Here is a 20,075-nt window from a genome sequence, read left to right as displayed (position 1 = left end):
TTTTAAAGTGTGAAATAAATCCGTGATAACCATACAAAGAATTGCTCTTGAAGTGGGGCGCACAAAGCGGGTGAGTTATCTTTGCAATTGTGTAGGCGAGCAACTACAGCTTAGTACTGCATGACGATAAAAATGATCAAACAAGGTTGTCCTATGTTTAAAAACTTGTCTTTAAAGAACAAACTGGCGTTGTCAGCCAGTGTTGCCATCATCGTTGGTGGTTTGCTGGTGGAGCTGCTCTCTTTTCGAGCGTCTTTACAACGTCTGGATATTGAAGTGACTCAGCGGCTTGAGAGCTCATCGGCATCTTACAATCAATACGTATCAGACTGGATCGAATCCAAAGAAAGGGCGCTGACGTCAATCGTGCCTGATGCCAATATGAGTTCGATTGTCAGTAACCTCAAACAGGTGAAGAATTCAGCAGGTTTGGACAATGTATTTCTTGCTTACCCCGACGGCTCTCAGGAGAACGCTAATGGTGTCGTCTTACCGCCTGGTAATGATGACCCGCGTAAGTGGGGGTGGTACATCAATGCGATGAAGAACCCGTCAAAAGTCTTTATGGACAACCCAACGGTAGCGGCGGCGACAGGTGCAAATGTGGTCTCTTTAGGTAGCGTGGTCAGCCTAGGTGGCGAAAACGTTGTGTTGGGTGCAGATGTAGAAATTACCGATATTATCTCAGGGTTGGACAAAGTAATTCTTCCAGGTGAAGGCTACATGTTTATTGCCAATCAGCAAGGTAATGTATTTACTCATAAAGATACCAAACTGCTAAACCAACCTGTGCAACAGCTTGGCTTAGACTTCGGTGTTATCCAGCAGGCGATGAGCTCGGGCAGTGATGTCTATACCGACGTTAATGGCGAGTTAAGCGTCGTCTACGCAGCGTCGATTCAAGGAACGCCACTTATTACAGTTACTGTGCTTAATCGCGAGTCGTTAGTGGCTCCTTTGTACAGTGCAGTCTGGGGACAAATTGCAGTGACTATCTTGGTGGTCATTGTCTGTACTTTCTTGTTTAACATGTTGTGTGGCATTTTGTTCCGTCCGCTAACGAATGTATCAAACGCACTGGAACAAATAGCGCACGGTAGTGGTGATCTTACTCAGAGACTTGAAGTGGACAGCAATGATGAAGTGGGTCAGCTTGCCAATAACTTCAACACATTTGTTGGCAGTATGCGTCAGCTCATCGCCCATATTCGCGAGCAGTCCCAGCAGTTGTCTCAGCAATCAGAAGTCAGTAATCAACGTGCTAATCGAAATGTGGATGAGATCAACCACCAGCAGCAGGAAATCACTATGGTGGCGACGGCTGTTACGGAGATGGCTTCCGCAACTGCCGAGATTGCTTCTCATGCAGAACAAACCGCTCACTCTGCACAAGGCTCAGCGAAAAATACTGAGAATGGACGTGCTGTTGTTCTGGAGAACAAAAACTCCATTAACCGTCTCGCCAATGAGCTGCAAGAAGCAAGCAATGTTGTTGGAGAGTTAAACCGCCATTCTCAGGATATTTCAACCGTTCTGGCGACAATTCAGGGTATTGCTGAGCAAACTAACTTGCTGGCACTGAATGCAGCGATTGAGGCTGCGCGAGCAGGTGAGCAAGGGCGAGGCTTCGCGGTTGTTGCTGATGAAGTTCGAGTGCTGTCTCAGCGTACTCATGATTCAACTGAAGAAATAAAAGCGACGATCGATACGCTGCAAGTTACTACCGGTAATGCAGTGAAGTTGATGGAAAACAGTTCCGCTCTGGCGACGCATTCTGTGGAAGATGCGGACAAGGCGAGTGTGGCATTGGAAGAGATTAATACTGCCGTTCAAACCATTAGTGACATGGCGACACAAATTGCGACAGCAGCTGAAGAGCAAACCCATGTAACGAATGAGATTACGCAGAATATTACTTCAATCAAAGATGTCGCTGATCAGTTAGTTCATAGTGCTCAGGAAAGCTCGCAGGAAGCGGGTACAGTGAAGGGACTTTCTGGCGAATTAATGGCCAAGGTTTCGACATTTAAGCTCTGATATTTCACTAAATTATATCTTGATTAAGGCACTCTTTGAGTGCCTTTTTATTCACCCCAATAAAACGACCTGTTCAATTTTCTTTACTCAAAAACAAATATGCAATTGATTGCTTATTTGTTTTTTCCGCATATGTTTGTTTTTGGGACAACACAAATAAACAAAAAAGGAAAAAACAATGAAGACAAATTTATGCAACGTTGGGTTGGCTATTGCATGTTTTATCACTCCAGTCGCGATGGCAGATACAGTGTTGCCTGTCATTGCTGATGAAGTGAAATTCACTATGTCAGATGCAGAATTGACCGGTGTTTCAGGTCAGCACTTGAGCCAGATAGTGGAGCATGAAGGGGCTGCGTTCATTAAGTTGCACTTCAAACAGCTTTCACTACCAAAAGGGGCGGTTTTACGTGTTAAATCCGCTACTACGGATGAGATGGTTGAGTACACTGACAGCCAGCTAGATTGGTTTGCACAATCTATCTCAGGCGATGCACTTGTTATTGAACTGATAGCGAATTCTAAAGGTCAGCAAGGACAGTTTGAGCTCGATTACTACATGGCAGGTAAAGATACGGCAGAGCAAGAGATGTCGACACTTTCCACTTGTGGGGTTAATGAGCGGAAAGATGTGGCGTGTTGGGAAGATTCACACCCAGAGAAAGTCGCTTGGACAACGCCAGTCGCGAGGTTATTGATTAACGGTCGTAGTTTATGTACCGCATGGCGCGTAGGCCCGGATAACCGTATGTTTACCAACAACCACTGTGTTGAGAGTGAAACGGAACTGAAAAATACCGAAGTCTGGTTTAACTATCAGCGTTCGACCTGCAATGGTTCGATGTCGACGACCGTCAAAGTGATGGGTGATCAAATGCTCAGCACAGACTATGAGCTGGACTACACGCTGTTTACCGTTGATGATTTCGCCAAGATCGCCTCGTTTGGTTACCTGGGTCTGGATGCTTCCGAGCCTACTTATGGTGACGGTATTTATATTCCGCAACACGGTTCAGGTAACCCGAAAGAGCTCGCGATTGAAAGCGACCAGAATGGTTCCGGACTGTGTCAAATTGATGTTGCTTCGGCCAATGGCCGTGGAGTGAACACCGATACAGGTTACTTCTGTGACACTATTGGTGGCTCTTCTGGTTCACCAGTGCTCAAAACCAGCAGTAACAAAGCGATTGCGTTGCATCACTTTGGTGGCTGTGAAAACCAAGGGGTGAAAATCAGTAAAATCTGGCCAAAAGTGGCGAGCCATTTTAACAACACTCTGCCTGATGGCATGGTTGAACAACCAGGAAGTGATATCACTGAGCTGAGCCTAGATACGCCGTTGACTGGTCTTGCTTTAGCGAAAGGTGAGCAGAAAATGTATGTCCTTCGCTCAGATAAACGTGCTTCTGACGTCACAGTGTCTATTGCATCTGGGTCGGGGGATGCTGATCTTTATGTTCGTTCTGGACTTCAACCAACTAGGAGTGCCTACGACTGCAGACCATATCGCTCTGGTAATACGGAGTCATGTGATGCAGTGAATGCGAGTGAAGATCTTTACATTATGCTCAATGCGTACAGCAATTTTTCAGGCGTAACCTTGTCCGTAACGGCAAAATAGTCTGAGTCAAGCCTGGGGCACTTCGGTGCCCTTATTAACCATTCTCTGTATTGATATAAAAGTGACAACATATTGTTACGACCTGATGTAAATCGAATAATTCTCAAAATGTAAATAAATATCCTAAGTTTTGGTGATTTTATAAAACTCCATGGAGGAGATAATGAACTACACTAAAACGCTTTTGGCTATGGCGCTTTCCACGGCTTTCATGAATGCACACGCAGAAGACAAAGTATGGATATCAATCGGTGCTGATGCATCCAAAACAGTGGCGAAATCAGGGGCGCAAGCTGTGCTGCCGAATTCACTGGCTAGCAGTGGGAGTGTTTGGGTTGGGCAGGTTGATGAAACGGAACTAGCAGAATTGTCTCACAACATGCATGAAGAGCATCATCGTTGTGGGGGCTACATGGTTCACCCTTCGGCTCAGAGTGCAATGGCGGCAAGCGCGATGCCACTGGCCCTCAATACTTTTGCAATCCCTGATATTTCTCAACAAACAACCGTTAATGCATGGCTGCCGCAAGTGGACTCGGCGCAGATCACTGGCACAATCACTTCACTGACGAGCTTCAACAACCGTTTTTACACTACCACCTCTGGTGCGCAAGCGTCTGATTGGATTGCCAGCGAGTGGCGCTCCTTGATTTCAGGGTTGTCTAATGCCAGTGTTGAGCAGTTCTCTCACTCAGGTTACAACCAGAAATCTGTGATCTTGACGATTCAGGGTTCAGAAAGCCCTGATGAATGGGTTGTGATTGGTGGTCATCTAGATTCCACTATTGGCTCAAGAACGGATGAACACACAATTGCCCCTGGTGCTGACGATGATGCGTCGGGCATCGCAAGTGTGACGGAGATAATTCGTGTTCTGGCTGAGAACAATTTCAAGCCTAAACGCTCGATGGCCTTTATGGCTTACGCAGCAGAAGAAGTCGGGTTGCGTGGCTCTCAGGATATCGCCAACTCCTACAAATCTCAGGGTAAAAATGTCGTGTCTGCCCTTCAGTTGGATATGACCAACTATCAAGGCTCTGCTCAAGATATCGTCTTCATTACCGATTACACTGACAGCAGCTTGACTCAGTTCTTAGCTAACTTGCTTGACGAATATCTGCCAGCGTTGAGTTATGGCTATGATCGTTGTGGCTATGCGTGTTCAGACCACGCTTCTTGGCACAACGCTGGGTATTCTGCTGCGATGCCTTTTGAGTCAAAGTTTAATGACTACAACCCTAAGATTCACACTTCACAGGACACATTAGAGAATTCGGATCCCACCGGTGCTCATGCAACCAAATTTACTAAGCTTGGTCTTGCTTACGCAGTCGAGATGGGCAATGCATCTGGTGGAACAACGCCTCCTCCTACTGATAACATCCTTCTGGATGGTGTTCCAGTGACTGGCTTATCGGGAGCAACTGGCAGCGAGGTCGCGTACAGTTTCGACCTGACTTCTTCTAAAACACTTGATATTAAGACCTCCGGTGGCTCTGGTGATGTGGATCTTTACGTTAAGTTTGGTTCGGAAGCCAGTAAACAGAATTGGGACTGCCGACCATACCGTTATGGAAATAGCGAGACTTGTACATTCAGTAATGCCACACCCGGTACTTACCATGTTTTGCTAAACGGATACTCTTCGTTTAATGGCGTCACGCTTGAAGCCTCTACACGCTAAAAGTAGATAATTGATGGCCCTTTATGGGGCCATCTTACCTAGTGTTCATATTGCTTAAGCTGCTGAATTAAAGCGTAAAAGAATATAGACTTCCCCGATTTTCTCGTCGCTTCTTCCTTTTTAAAGATAATAAATTTATATAATAATGGTTGCATATATTTGTGATATCAAGCTAAGGTAATTGTGTTGGCTGGGTGTATAGACGGTTTGATGATGGGCACAAGCTCACGATTTGCTGATGATTCGGCAACCAATATACAAATTAAAATGCAGACCGGAATTCATCCTTACGTTCTTTTTATCGCTCGTTCATGTAGTGAGGAGGCGTAATGAATATAGGTTTTAAAACGCGTATCTATCTCGGTGTTGGTTTGTTGGTGACGATCTCTTTGATTGTTCTTGGCACGCTTAACATCCTATCTATGAAAGAAAAAATGGTCACGTCCTTGGTAAATGAAACTCAAAACAAACTGAGTTTCCATGTGACCGAACTCGAACAGTTGATGCAGTTCCGTATTAATGCAATTGCGACTGGTGCAGAGCAATTCGACCCTAGCTTGTCTGATGCTGATAATCAGAAACTGGTCAATCTACTTGCCAAAAGCACAGGGATTTCCAATGTCATCATGACCTATGAAGATGGGCGGAACTATATGTCTGTCGAGAGTAGCAATCAATTCGACTTCAGAACTCGTGATTGGTACAAAGCGGCAAAAGTAGCTTCCTCAGTGGCATTGACGGATATTTATCAAGACAAAGTTACTGGAGAAAAAGTGGTCAGTGCGACCATGCCCGTTAAACAAGGCGGTCAGGTTGTTGGTGTATTGCTTGGTGATATCCAGTTAGGCGAAATCATCAGCACGGTTAGCAATATGCGTTTTGCAGGTGGTGCGGCAACGCTAACGGATCAGAACGCGGTATTTTTTGCCAGTGATGATCCTAATGATATCGGTCGGACACCTTCTCAAGTGAGCCCGAACTTTATTGAGATGGAGCGGATGTTCAGCAGTCAGCAAAATGGTCATCTGACTTTTCCTTACCTTGGTATTCAGTTTGATGGTTATTTCCAGAGAGTAAATCTGACAGACAACATGTACTGGACTCTGATGGTATTCGTCGACCAAGCCACAGCGTTAGCGCACGTTGACAAAGCCGAGCAAGAATCAATCATTACGGGCTTTTTGCTGTTCCTTGTCAGTTTTGGCGCTATCTTTGTCATTCTTCACTATGCCTACAAGCCTTTGCTTGGCCTAAAGTCTGCTGTGTTGGATCTGTCTCAGGGGAATGGTGATTTAACCCAGCGCCTTGAAGTGAACAGTAACGATGATCTCGGGCAGATCAGCCAGGGTTTCAATCAGTTTGTAGAAAGCCTTCAGCAAATGATGCTACAAATTTCAAATGCCAGTCAAAGTATCTCTTCCAGTCTGGTTCAGCTAGGTCAGACCGCTAAGGAAAACGAATCTAAGCTGCTTACGCACTCCAGTGAAACGGAACAAGTCGTCACAGCAATTACTGAGATGAGTGAAAGTGCGCGAACGGTAGCCGAGAATGTTCATCAATCCAATCGAATTACCGAAGCAGCCAGTGGAGAGGCACAATCGTCACTGGATATCGTGAACAACGCAGTATCGACGGTAAGCGCGTTGGTGACGGAAGTGGATGACATGGCAAACCGTATTGTCAGCATGAAGCAGGATGCGAATCGCATTAGCGAAGTGTTGACCGTAATTGGTGAAATCTCGGAGCAAACTAACTTGCTGGCTCTTAATGCGGCGATAGAAGCAGCACGTGCTGGTGAACAAGGCCGAGGCTTTGCCGTAGTAGCGGATGAGGTTAGGGCACTGGCTGCCAGAACGCAAAACAGCACAACCGAAATCTCCGACATGCTCAGTCAGCTGCTTGATGGCACCGAGAGTGTGGTTCGCGCCATGGAAGCGACCAAAGATCAATGTCAGTCCACTGCTGAGAAAACGTCAGAGGTGTCTGAAAGCCTTGGCATGATGACGGTTTCAGTCAAAGAGATTGATGATGTCAGTACGCAGATCTCGGCAGCAACCGAAGAGCAGAGTACGGTTGCGGAAGAGCTAAGTCGCAACATGCTCTCGATTAGAGAGATCGTTGAATCGCTAGTAAGCAGCGGCCAGCAGACTGTTTCAGCAACAGAATCGCTGAGTGAATCCAACCATGAACTAGAAAGGTTAGTCGCCAACTTTAAATTACGATGACACTTTTAAGCCACCAGGAGGTGATGTATGAATCATGCAGCAACACTCGAGAAAGATGGCTTAAAAGCGAATGCGTTATCACCTTGTTATGTAGAGAAATATAATGAGGTGATCCGCCGTTTTTTTAGTCGTGATAAACGGTTATGGCCTCTGTTTGCTTCCCCAGAAGTGAGCATGCTTGCAAGTAGAAACTCTCCATTTTCTACAGAAGATTATCGTCAGCTGGAAAAAGCACTTCGCGAACGTGAAGATATTCCTGACCGAATGAATGCTCCTAATGATGCGTTTGATCCACTAGCGTTATTTGCGGCCCATCATTGTAAAGACTGGCAGGATCCAAGATCGGTTGAGAATGTCATTTCAACACCCTGTGATCCGGCGATCCATGGAGCGATGCTCGCAACGATGAAAAATCCCAATTTGGTTTATAGCGAATATGCGGGCATGGCCGTGGAGCTGGAGAAAATGGTAGTCCGCCAGATTGCTCATTTAGCTGGTTATGATCCTCAAACTGCTGGAGGCCTGTTTACGCAAGGCGGCACGTTTTGCAATCTTTATGGCTATTTGTTTGGTTTACGCAAAACGTTCCCAAAGTCCAAGTCTGAAGGGGTGGCAGGTCGCCGATTTTGTATGCTCAATTCAGAGTCTGGTCATTATTCAAATATGACCAACCTGTCTTTACTGGGTATTGATCTTGATAGGCAGGTCATTCGGGTTCGTATCAATCGAGATAACCAAATTTGTCTCGATGATTTGGAACGTCAACTAGAGACATGCTTTAAACAGGGAACTGTGGTTCCGACGATTATGCTCACTTGCGGCACCACTGATACCTTTGCGATTGATGATATTCAGCAAGTTCGCCAACTGTCAGAACGTTTGTGCCGAAAGCATGAAATCGTTCGCTGTCCTCATATCCATGTGGATGCGGCAGTAGGCTGGAGTTTGTTGTTTTTCCTTGACTACGATATCCAAGCTAATCCTTTGTCGATCAATAGTGCCACGCTGACCAGTTTGCGTTACTTAAAGAAAATGATGGCTGGCCTGAGAGAAGCAGATTCTTTTGCCGTCGACTTTCAAAAGTGGGGCTACGCACCTTATACCTCGAGCTTATTGATGGTACGAGATAAGCAGGATTTTGAAGCTCTCCGGCAGGAACCGAGCTACTTCTCTTACTTTGAATCTCAACTCAAACAAAAGACTCACCTGCAATCGACAATCGAGTGCTCGCGAGGGGCCGCAGGTGTTTTTTCTGCTTATTCCGCGATGCAATTTCTCGGCAAGGAAGGCTATCAAGTCGTATTGGCTCATGGCCTACAGAATGCGAACTATTTGCGAATGAAGCTAGCTCAGTTACCCGGTTGTAAGGTGGTATGTGCAGGTAACCATGGCCCGGCAGTTGCGCTGAGGTTATACCCTAAGCATACGCCCTCTGTCCTCCACGCCTTTGAACGTGAGCTCGCAATTAAGAACAGTGATGCCGCAGTTGATGAGTTGATTCAAAATACTTTGTTTCATCGCAATCATTTTCTTAAGCGGCAAGGGCAAGGGCTGAATACAAACTGGGTCGAATCTATCGCTCATACAGATTACGACTTTCAAGGACACTGTATAGCCTTGCCGGGTGAGAAGGCAGTGTTTCTCAATCCATATACATCTCGAAAGCAAATTGATGAGTATTGCCGCTTATTCGTATAAGGACCCATAGAACAGCTGTTTTAATCACTACGTGGTAACGGATGAACTAATCTTTATATATGAAGATTTGTTCGTCTGTTGCTATGAAGATAAACGCTGTATCGATTTTCTGCGGCTTAACCTACTGTTGTTCATCTAGTGTTGGTGCTGAAACCGTCCGGCTGCTTGAGCTTGACTGGTCAAGTCAGCGTGTCCTCACACACGTGTTGGCAGAGATATTACAGTCAAAGCACGTCGATACTGAAGTCATCACCATTCCTTCAACGCCACAATGGATGTACTTGAGTACAGGGAAAGCGGATATTCAGGTAGAGGTTTGGGAAGGGTCAATGGGGCCACAATACCAAGAATTGCTGGACAAATCTTTGATTGAAGAGGGAACAACCCATCAAGCAAAGACCCGAGAGGAATGGTGGTATCCAGACTATGTTGAATCTTTGTGCCCTGGGCTACCTGATTGGAAGGCTTTGGAGTCGTGCTCATCGGTTTTTGCCGAAAATGGTGACCAATTAGGGACCTTTTATACCGGACCTTGGGAGAAGCCAGATAACGCGAGGATACGTGCATTTGGCCTCAACTTTAAAGTCGTTGTTCTACCAACCGGGCAAGCGATTAATCAGAAAATCCATCAATATGTTAGAGACAAAAAACCTCTACTTATCTTTAATTGGACGCCCAACTGGGTTGAGTCTGTGTATTCGGGAAGCTTTATTGAGTTCCCTACCTATACACATGAGTGTGAAAAAGATCCTTCTTGGGGATCAAATCCTAAATATTTGTGGGATTGTGGTAATCCATCGGGTGGTTGGCTGAAGATAGCGATTTCCAATCAGCTTAAAAGCCGTTCTCAATGTGCTTATGACGTAGTTCAACGCTTCCAACTTAATAATAGAGATATCGCGTTGGCGGCTACATTAGTCGATGTCGAACATTTTGATGTTAAAGGGGCTGCGAAGACTTGGATAGAACGCAACTCAAAGTATGTTGAACAGCTATTGATGTCGGTTAATTGCCAATAAACATTTCTTTACGTCAATCTTGATAATGGAACGTAATACACTTGTTTCGCCCACTCTGTTTCGCTTGGTATAGGGCTTTATCTGCTTTTCTAAAAACGCGATCCCAATCCGTTTCAATATCTTGGTAATGGCACAACTGAGTACCTACTGAAATGGTTACAGCAAGGCTATCTTCATCGATATGAATCTTGTGATTTTCAACGCTCTTTCTAAGCCTTTCTAAGGTTTCTTCAACTGTATGTACGTTATCGATAGGAATGATCATGACAAACTCTTCACCGCCCCAGCGAGCGATAATGTCATGGCTGCGAGTATTGTTCTTTAGCTGATTCGCTGTTGCTTTGAGTACAGTATCACCCACATCATGGCCGTGAGTGTCGTTGAATTGTTTGAAGTGATCAATGTCGATCACACTCAGAGCATAAGACTTATGTTGTCGCACATTATCAGACTGTGACAACCAGTTTTCGATATAGCGACGATTAGCTAAACCAGTGAGTAGATCCGTGGTGTTTTGACTCTCTAGCTCTTTAGTAATTCGCTTCATCTTCCACAGGCGTCGAATGACTAGGTATGCTAATGCAAAAAACAGGGTAATAAATAGAATCTCACGGGTACGTTGAGACCGAAGCTTGGTTTGCTGCAATTCATTTTGAGCCTCAAGCAACTCTATTTCCCGTTTATTTAATTGCCTTTCCAGAGCATTTTTCTCACTTAGAATCTCGTCGTCGTATGTCTGCCGATAGAAGTTTTGACGTACCTGTGATTGTTGTTTCATGTAAGCCAAAGCTTGTTGATAATCTCCTTGCGCCTCATAAGCTTTGACCAATGTCTCCAGAGTTTGAATTTCCCAAACCACTTCGTTGCTTTCTGAGGTATGCAGTACTTCGATGACTCGTTTGGCGTAGTCGATGCTTTTTTGATAGTCACGAGCGACAAAACTGGCCTCGGCATAGGCTTCATAGCATGTGGCTAAGGTGATGTTTGACTTGGTATCGAGAGCCTGGCTTTCTTCAATACATTGTCTGGCGAGTTTTAAAGCTTCTTGTGAGTTTCCAACGTCACTGTAACGCTGTGACATATTTGATAATGTTGAAAACTTAATCTTGTTTGACCCAGTTTTGTCGGCCTCCTTGAGTGCTTTCAACATGTATTGTTCCGAGCGCTCCTCTTTGCCCAACGCAAAATAAATGGCACTGGCATTTGAGTACATAATGGCTTCAAACAAGCTATTGTCATAACCGTGTTTTTGGTAAAGATCCAATGCACGCTTGATGTATTTATTGGCACGTTTCCATTCTTCAGACTGCATGTAGACAGTGGCAATATTATTGAGCGTCATTGTGGTCTGAAAGTTGTCTCCAATCTCTGTCATCACCTCATATGCGGTTTTGTAATAACTGAGACTGGACTTAAGATTGGAGCGCTGAATCTTTACGTTACCTAACCAACGATAGGTTCGACCCAATAGCCGCTTATAACCAATGTCTCTCGCAATTGGGACGACTTCATGGAGTAAGAACTCCCCTTCCAAAAGTAAATCAGACTCGATTAAGTGAATAGCTTTGTTGAGTGTTGCTTCTGCACTGACCCATTCAATACGACTGTCGTCGCCGAGTGAAAGTAAATCGGGTATGCGAGGCGTTCGTAGCCCTTCGTACTTACGAAGATTTTTGAGGCCAAAGTAATAAAGTGCCTGTTCAGACGCAGACGCGTTTGGCGGCAATTCAATATGTGAAAGGTCGACTTGTCCTGGTTTACAAAGTGAGTCGTAGTAAAAGGTCAGCATTGCCTTTTGCTTGGCGTTCGTATGTGAGTAGAGATAATCGCTATCTGTCTGGATATTGCACGCGGACATAGCGGGCAGGGGGAGAGAGGAAATAAAAATTGCGACAATTAGCACAAAGAATGAGGGCATTATTCACCGAGTCAAAAGATAACGATAGCTCATGCTTAAGTTTATCATTATATAAATAGCCTGCCTAACCGCAGGAAAGAAAAAGCCAGCTTATTGCGCTGGCTTTAAACACTTACTTTTGATTCTCAGATTAGAACGCGTAGTTCAACTGAGCACCGACTAACCAAGCACTCGTGTTGACCGTTGCTTCGATATTGTACTCATCAACAACAGTTTGAGATTCATTGATTGCAGCCTGTTCACCTGTTAAGTAACCGACAGACAGATCTAGCGTTAGCTGATCCGTTGCTGCGTATGAACCACCGAATGTAAACCAGTGTCGGTCTGTGTCAGGAATAGACAGTGAACTGATTTGGTCGACAGGTGAAAGGTCATACATATAACCTGCTCGTAACTCAATATCTTTGTTTAGATAGTGTGTTACACCAACAGAAACATGACCTGCATTCTTCCACTCATAGTCTTTAATCGATGCACTGTAGTTTTCCGAAGTCAGCTTATCAAACTCAGACCAAGCAACGTATTGTAGGCTGTAATGCGCGGCCCACTTAGCATTGAGTTTGTGGTAGCCGGAGAACTCAATGATATCCGGAAGGGGAATATCAACACTATCAGTCTTACCTTGTTCCCAAGCGTAGACATCGCCTTCGGCTGTTAGCTCAGGGCTGTATCGGTATGACAAACCAAATCGATTGTTTTCATCGACCACATAGGCGACACCTAGATTGAAACCAAGTCCTATGCCGTCTGCATCAATCCGAAGAGGGTTAGCGCTATTAGGTGTTCTGGATATCTCGCCTTCACCGTAAATAATATCGATGCCACCACCAAGTGACCATGCTTCATTCAACTGGTAGGCTGCTGAAAAGCCAGCATTTATGCTGCTAAGGTAAGTTTTTCCACCAAAGATCGGAGCTTCAAAGCTATCTTCAAACTCAACGTCGGTACCAAAGTTTGAGTGAACCGTCGCGCCTAGCGTCCAGTCTGTACCCTCTAATGGGTAAACCACGTGAGCATTAGGAATAAAGGTGTTGTTATCCAACCCAGTATCGCCAATTTCCTGTGTCGTAGAACTAGGCGGCGTGTAACGAATATTGCTGAAGTCTACCTGGCTGGCAATATTCACTGCGCCAACAGAGAGCATTGGTTTGTCGATTAAACTCATAGCAGCAGCATTTTTCGCTACAACTGAGGCATTATCAGCAATGATTGCATCACCCGCGTATGCGCGGCCTAAACCAGTTGCGGATTGGGCGTTAAGTTGGAAGCCTGCGGCGTGTACTTGTACTGCTGCAGATAGAGCCGTGAGGCCAAATACTATTTTTTTCATTCTTTAACCCCATCGGTAATGTCTTCTATGTTATCGCGGTCATCTTCTTCAATAACAATGATATGAGAATTGGTCTCAATCATATTTCTGACAGCTTCTTGTTGCGTCATGCGAGACGCATTGCCCGCTGGTATATGCTCTGGGTCCATGGATGGCAAACCAGTCTCGTCCATTGGGCCTTCATATGGGAATAAAAATGTCCCATGTCCACCAACAGTTGCACGAATTACGCCTCGGATGTTTGCTTGTCCTGTGGAGTCTAAGATGTCTTCCAGTTCTAGCGCTTTAATCAAGGGTTCGGTGCCTGTCATAATGTTGTTGTCAGCTGAATTTGGGACAACGGTATCCGGCATATATTCGCCGATTTCGCAACTTTCCCCGCAATCACCCGCTGCTTCAATGAGGAGAGTAGGTTGCTGCGCTTCTACTTGACGTGAAACTTTTGTTGCTGGATCTGAACCGTCAATAGTTTGCTGAACCCCTTGTTTTAAGATGGGTATGAGTGCCGCGTAGATTTCATCTTCGAGCATGCTAATGCTGTCTTTTAGCTCTTCACTGTTAGCATTTAGTGATGTTATACATTCTTCATTACTAACACCCTCATAACAAATATTAGGTATCAGAGTCTCTGCGATGGCTCTTTGTACATCTGCGGACTTCTTAACTGATTCTTCCATTTCCGAGCCTAACGTCAGTGAAGATAGAGTTAGGTTGACTAGTCCTTGACCAGGCACAACGTAATTTGATGTGGCAAACTCCAAACCTTCGATAACTTCAGCAGGGAATTGGCGCCCAACTTCATATGTGGCTTCAGTTGTCATTACGGACACAATACCGCCAAGGGAAACTCCAATCAGATGTACTTCTCTATCAGCATCTGCATGACCAAAGTTAAATGCCCAACGCAAACCGATAAAGTCACTGACCGACTGGTGGATGTTAGAACGCAATGTTAGAGGGGAGGTTATATTGATGTAATAAGATTTATCTGCACGTGCGCTAACGGGTTTCCCACCATCTGGACAAAACTGAAGTGTGGTTGGGTCACTGTAGTTTGAACTATCACATACAATTCGTTCGCCGTGGTAAGGCATGTCAATGGCTGCGAAGATGAAATTTTTGTTAATCTTGTCATCTTTATTGTTAGTAACGTAATCTTTCGCTACCAGAGATGCAGATCCCTTGTCTCCGGTAATTCCATGTATAAAGAGTATTACAGGGTTTTGGGGGTCAGTAATATAACCCTCTGCTCCTAAAGCAGTGTCCGTTACACCATCGATTAGTGGTAGATATAGTAATACAGGAATCGCGGTAGAATTGTCGTTGTATGTCTGAATCTGAGCACTTGGATCATCAAAGAATTGGTCTGTAAGCTGCTCTCCTTGTTCTCCTGACATCCATCGATACATAGACGGACAACTCGATACCGGATCGTAACTATTTAGTTCACAACTCTCGCTATCTGCAATGTCCTGGGTAAAAGGAAGGTAGTTGTTGGTTTTCAAATAGGTTGATACAACAACGTACTTCTTATCACGCGAACCCTCGATCCTATGATTTAATATTCGGAGGTCAAAACTGGGCTGAGCCTTAATTGTTTGTTGAATGACGTTATCAATAACTGAATAACTATTCTGAGTTGTAAACGTTGCGGCATACGCAAAACTCGTGTTGTGTCCATGTACCTCAAACGCATCGATCGCTTCTTGGGTTGTACCTTGAAGGACCTGTTCATCTGTATTACTTGGAGTAGATTGCAATAAGTTGGTAAATGAAGCAGAAGGCTGGATTGAGATACCATCTGTAGTTCTAACTCCTGTAGATACTGCGAGATGGTATTGAGTACCAGGCTTTAAAGCGCTGCCACATTCAATAACAATCTTACGCCCATCGCTCGAGAGTTTTGTCTCAACAAGTTGCCCAGTACCGTCCATAAGTAGAACGTTGCCATCTAGCGAAGATTGGTCAATAGCCGGTACCTGTCCTGAATTGACACTATCCAGTGGAATCTCTATTGGTTCAACACAAAGTCCCCAACCGTCAATCGCAGCATAACTGGTTTCGAAACTCTGGTAGTAGGCCTCGTACTCTTCATTAGTGGAGTAGCTTTGAGGAGATGACGGTTCATCGGGTAGGGAAATGGAGCCATCTTCATCGTATCCATAGCCATCATTTGGCATCGGGATATCGTTTAATGCAAAAGGAACTTCTACCGCAATGTTTTCTGTTGTGCTTTCTTCACCATCGCAGCCAGCGAGTATAAATGCGGCAGATAGTGATACAGCTAGTATATTGAGCTTTCTCATAATAGAGGTGCCTATACAGTTGTGGGGGTAGCGGTATATCAATGCGCATGCGGCTCTCTCACAAATGATTAAGCTTAAAAAAAACTAAGAAAAAACTAAAAATCCTTATTTTTTATAAACTTAATCATTGTTATCAAGATGTTAAATTTTGGGTGATTTTGAGGTGTTTGGACCAAAATGGGGCATAGAGCACATTACTTGTGCAACAGAGTGATTAACTTCACAGAATGCTATTTTGGTAAGAGGAAAGTAGTTAAATGTTAGGTTGCTTACATAACTTTTGTTAAAAGTTTTGCACAATATTTAGAATAAGATGCTAAAAAGTAGCAGCTTATTAGATGAATTGGCACTTCAATCTAAATCTGAAGAATTTCTTATTCTAATAAACTGGGAATCCTTTCTTTAGTAGTGTTTTTTACCAAAATGTTGCACTGGTTGGAGAATTAAACGATTTTTCGCTACATTTTTATGGCAAATTACACCGATGATTGATAATGTGTGCTGCAATCTTTGTAGGGTTTTAGATTTTTGTGCTTAAATTTTGCGCTAAACAGATCTAAATCACTGTCCGTTCTAGTGGCCTTACGAAGAAGTCATGGATGCAAATGAAAAACTTGGAGTTTTACTCATGTATAAGAACAAAATCACTCAAGCCCTTCTTCTGGGTGCTGGTCTGGCAGTGGCCGCTACTTCTACCGCAACACTCGCTGCAGATGTCCCTGCAGGAACTAAGTTAGCAGAAAAACAAGAACTAGTTCGTGGTAACGGTACTGAGGTTGCGACGATCGACCCGCATAAATCTCAGGGTGTTCCTGAGTCTCACGTTATTCGTGATCTTCTAGAAGGCTTGGTGAACCAAGACGCGGACGGTAACACTATCCCTGGTGTTGCGGAGTCTTGGGAAACAACGGACAACAAAACATTCACTTTCCACCTGCGTAAAGATGCTAAATGGTCAAACGGCGATCCTGTAACTGCCGGTGACTTCGTATACAGCTTCCAACGTGCTGTCGACCCAGCAACAGCTTCACCATACTCTTGGTACATGGAATACACCAAGATGGCGAACGCGAAAGACATCATCGCTGGTAAAAAGGACAAGAGCACTCTAGGTGTTAAAGCAACAGACGACCACACTCTAGTTGTTGAACTTGAAACAGCGGTTCCTTACTTCGTAATGATGACTGGCCACACAACAATGAAGCCAGTTCACAAAGCGACAGTTGAGAAGTATGGTGATCAGTGGACTAAACCTGAGCACTTCGTTGGTAACGGTGCATTTGTTGTAAACAACTGGGTAGTTAACGAGCGTCTAGAGCTAACTCGTAACGACCAGTACTGGGACAACGACAAAACGGTTCTTAATAAGGTCACTTTCCTACCTATCGAAAACCAAGTAGCGGAAATGAACCGTTTCCTATCTGGTGAGATCGATTTCACTTCTACTCTTCCTACAGAGCACTTCAAGCGTCTTAAGAAAGAGCACCCACAAGAAGTATCAGTGGAAGGCAGTCTATGTACTTACTACTACTCATTCAACACAGCTAAAAAGCCGTTTGATGATGTACGCGTACGTAAAGCGATTTCTTACGCAATTGACCGTGACATCGTAGCAAATGCGATTCTAGGCCAAGGCCAGAAGCCAGCTTATTTCCTAACTCCGGAAATTACAGCTAACTTCAACCCAACATTGCCTGCTTATGGTCAAATGTCTCAGAAAGATCGTATCGCTGAAGCGAAACGTCTTCTTGAAGAAGCTGGTTTCGGTCCAGATAACCCACTTAAGTTCAACCTTCTATATAACACTAACGAAAACCACAAGAAGATTGCGGTAGCGCTAGGTTCAATGTGGAAGAAAACACTTGGTCTAGAAGTTACTCTAGAAAACCAAGAGTGGAAAACTTACCTATCTTCTAAAGACCAAGGTGACTTCGAAGTAGCACGCGCTGGTTGGTGTGGTGACTACAACGAAGCAACTTCATTCCTAACTCTAATGGTGAGCTCGAACACTACCGGTGGTCAGCACTGGGGTAGCAAAGAGTACGATGCGTTGATTGAAAAAGCGCTGAAATCTACTTCTGAGGAAGAGCGTACTAAGATCTACCTAGAAGCTGAAAAGATGATGGCGAAAGAAATGCCTATCGCTCCAATCTACCAGTACGTACGTTCTCGTCTACTATCAACTGAAGTTGGTGGTTTCCCAGCGAACAACGCTGAAGAGAAGATCTACTCAAAAGATCTTTACATCAAAGCTCAATAATTCTGAGCAGATAGAACTATAAAAAATTTGGCTCTACATGTGAGAAATCACATGTAGCGCCTTATTTCAGTCCAAATTTATGGAATATGGGCTGATCCTTTTCTTTTTAACCGTCACAGACTGAAAGAGTGAGTTTATGCTTAAATTCATCGCAAAAAGGATATTTGAAGCGATCCCAACTATGTTGGTATTGATCACAGTATCTTTCTTTCTAATGCGTTTCGCACCGGGTAACCCTTTCTCGAGCGAGCGTCCTCTTCCGCCAGAAGTTATGGCAAACATCGAAGCTAAATACGGCCTGGATAAGCCAGTATTTGAGCAATACACCACTTATTTGACCAACGTTCTACAAGGTGATTTCGGACCGTCATTTAAGTACCTAGATTACTCTGTAAATGAGCTAATCTCGGTGGCGCTTCCAGTATCGGCAAAGGTTGGTTTTATCGCCTTTATCTTTACCGTGATTATGGGGGTGACCGTCGGAACCATTGCTGCGCTGAAGCAGAATACTTGGGTCGACTACACCATAATGTCGACTGCAATGCTAGGGGTTGTAATGCCATCGTTTGTACTGGCCCCAGCTCTGATTTATCTATTCTCCCTGCACTGGAATATCTTCCCTGCGGGTGGCTGGCATGATGGTGGCTTTAAGTATCTTGTACTTCCTGTCATTGGTATGTCTTTACTTTACGTAGCGACATTCGCCCGTATTACACGTGGTTCGATGATTGAAACGCTGAACAGTAACTTTATCCGTACTGCTCGTGCAAAAGGTCTAAGTTACCGCTACATCATCGTAAAGCATGCTCTTAAGCCAGCACTTCTCCCTGTTGTGTCTTACATGGGCCCAGCATTCGTAGGTATCATCACAGGTTCGGTAGTTATTGAAACTATCTTCGGCCTGCCAGGTATCGGTAAGCTTTTCGTTAACGCTGCATTTAACCGTGACTACTCGCTAGTAATGGGTGTAACCATTCTGATTGGTTTCCTATTCATTTTATTCAACGCGATTGTAGATATCTTACTTGCAATGATTGACCCGAAAATTCGCTACTAACAGGGAAGTTTGGTTATGTTAACGAAAAAAGAAAACCTTGAAGCGATTGAGAAGTTCTCTGAAAACTTAGAGATCGAAGGTCGCAGTTTATGGCAAGACGCCCGTATCCGCTTTATGCGTAACAAAGCGGCAATGGTGAGCTTGTTTATCCTATTTGTAATGACATTGGCGGTTATTGTTCTGCCAATGATCGCACCTTATACATTTGATGATACAGACTGGTATGCAATGCACGTCGGCCCAAGTGCAGAACACTGGTTTGGTACCGATAGCTTAGGTCGTGACCTATACGTGCGTACACTCATCGGTGGCCGAATCTCATTGATGGTTGGTGTCATGGGCGCGTTGGTTGCGGTACTGATTGGTACGCTTTACGGTGCGGCTTCTGGCTTTATCGGCGGTAAAGTGGACCGTATCATGATGCGTATTCTGGAAATCTTGTACGCTGTTCCATTCATGTTCCTAGTTATCGTACTGGTTACCTTCTTCGGTCGTAATATCATCTTGATCTTCGTTGCTATCGGTGCAATCGCATGGCTGGATATGGCGCGTATCGTACGTGGTCAAACCCTTAGCTTACGTAGCAAAGAGTTCATTGAAGCTGCCCACGTTTGTGGTGTGAGCAAGTGGAAAATCATCACTCGTCATATCGTTCCAAACGTACTGGGTATCGTAGCCGTTTACTCAACGCTACTCATCCCAAGCATGATTCTGACTGAGTCATTCCTATCCTTCCTTGGTCTTGGTGTCCAGGAGCCGATGACAAGCTGGGGCGCACTACTTCAAGAGGGTGCACAAACGATGGAAGTTGCTATTTGGCAGCTAACATTCCCAGCGGCGTTCATGGTTGTAACTTTGTTCTGTTTCAACTATGTCGGTGACGGTCTGCGCGATGCGCTGGATCCAAAAGACAGATAAGT

At 44.6% G+C, this 20,075-nt stretch carries 12 protein-coding genes; 9 read left to right on the top strand and 3 right to left on the bottom strand.

Translation table 11 applies throughout. The features are described from left to right. Positions 1-153: 153 nt before the first annotated feature. The 6 genes from QMA41_RS04960 (at position 154) to QMA41_RS04935 (ending at position 10,284) form a co-directional block, all read left to right on the top strand. Positions 154-2,037: a methyl-accepting chemotaxis protein gene (locus tag QMA41_RS04960; protein ID WP_019276682.1), complete on the top strand. Its 1,884-nt coding sequence runs from the start codon at positions 154-156 to the stop codon at positions 2,035-2,037. Positions 2,038-2,215: 178 nt separating this feature from the next. Next, positions 2,216-3,658, top strand: a complete 1,443-nt coding sequence (locus QMA41_RS04955; RefSeq protein ID WP_281629020.1) for a serine protease — start codon at positions 2,216-2,218, stop codon at positions 3,656-3,658. Between the two features lie 163 nt (positions 3,659-3,821). Then, the gene (locus tag QMA41_RS04950) at positions 3,822-5,342 is read left to right on the top strand and encodes a M28 family metallopeptidase (protein ID WP_281629019.1); all 1,521 of its coding nucleotides are present in this window, start codon (positions 3,822-3,824) and stop codon (positions 5,340-5,342) included. A gap of 329 nt (positions 5,343-5,671) precedes the next feature. Continuing rightward, a complete protein-coding gene (locus QMA41_RS04945; protein ID WP_281629018.1) occupies positions 5,672-7,567 on the top strand; it encodes a methyl-accepting chemotaxis protein in 1,896 nt (631 codons plus the stop codon). A gap of 27 nt (positions 7,568-7,594) precedes the next feature. Further along, positions 7,595-9,265 (top strand): pyridoxal-dependent decarboxylase, encoded by a 1,671-nt coding sequence (locus tag QMA41_RS04940; RefSeq protein WP_281629017.1) that lies wholly within the window; start codon positions 7,595-7,597, stop codon positions 9,263-9,265. 83 nt (positions 9,266-9,348) lie between these two features. Continuing rightward, a complete protein-coding gene (locus tag QMA41_RS04935) occupies positions 9,349-10,284 on the top strand; it encodes an ABC transporter substrate-binding protein (RefSeq protein ID WP_281629016.1) in 936 nt (311 codons plus the stop codon). A gap of 13 nt (positions 10,285-10,297) precedes the next feature. Here QMA41_RS04935 and QMA41_RS04930 read toward each other — a convergent pair whose 3' ends face one another. The 3 genes from QMA41_RS04930 to QMA41_RS04920 all read right to left on the bottom strand — a co-directional run bounded on the left by QMA41_RS04930 (position 10,298) and on the right by QMA41_RS04920 (position 15,838). Beyond that, positions 10,298-12,073: a tetratricopeptide repeat-containing diguanylate cyclase gene (locus tag QMA41_RS04930; RefSeq protein ID WP_281629015.1), complete on the bottom strand. Its 1,776-nt coding sequence runs from the start codon at positions 12,071-12,073 to the stop codon at positions 10,298-10,300. 259 nt (positions 12,074-12,332) lie between these two features. Then, on the bottom strand, positions 12,333-13,532 hold the full coding sequence (locus QMA41_RS04925) for an outer membrane protein transport protein (RefSeq protein WP_281629014.1): 1,200 nt from the start codon (positions 13,530-13,532) through the stop codon (positions 12,333-12,335). Then, a complete protein-coding gene (locus QMA41_RS04920) occupies positions 13,529-15,838 on the bottom strand; it encodes a lipase (RefSeq protein WP_281629013.1) in 2,310 nt (769 codons plus the stop codon). Before QMA41_RS04920 ends, QMA41_RS04925 begins: the two co-directional genes overlap by 4 nt. Before the next feature lie 628 nt (positions 15,839-16,466). On the opposite strand from QMA41_RS04920, the gene QMA41_RS04915 reads away from it, so the two are divergent. From QMA41_RS04915 to oppC, 3 genes are all read left to right on the top strand, one after another. Next, positions 16,467-18,098 (top strand): ABC transporter substrate-binding protein, encoded by a 1,632-nt coding sequence (locus QMA41_RS04915; protein ID WP_006959116.1) that lies wholly within the window; start codon positions 16,467-16,469, stop codon positions 18,096-18,098. A gap of 136 nt (positions 18,099-18,234) precedes the next feature. Beyond that, positions 18,235-19,155, top strand: a complete 921-nt coding sequence (oppB, locus tag QMA41_RS04910; protein WP_006959114.1) for an oligopeptide ABC transporter permease OppB — start codon at positions 18,235-18,237, stop codon at positions 19,153-19,155. A gap of 15 nt (positions 19,156-19,170) precedes the next feature. Then, the gene (oppC, locus tag QMA41_RS04905) at positions 19,171-20,073 is read left to right on the top strand and encodes an oligopeptide ABC transporter permease OppC (protein WP_095666181.1); all 903 of its coding nucleotides are present in this window, start codon (positions 19,171-19,173) and stop codon (positions 20,071-20,073) included. The last annotated feature ends 2 nt before the right edge of the window (positions 20,074-20,075 follow it).

The sequence above is a fragment of the Vibrio sp. St2 genome (genome assembly GCF_947311885.1).
In the GTDB taxonomy this organism is placed as follows: Bacteria; Pseudomonadota; Gammaproteobacteria; order Enterobacterales; family Vibrionaceae; genus Vibrio; species Vibrio coralliilyticus.
This window is presented reverse-complemented; position numbering and strand designations above follow the sequence as displayed.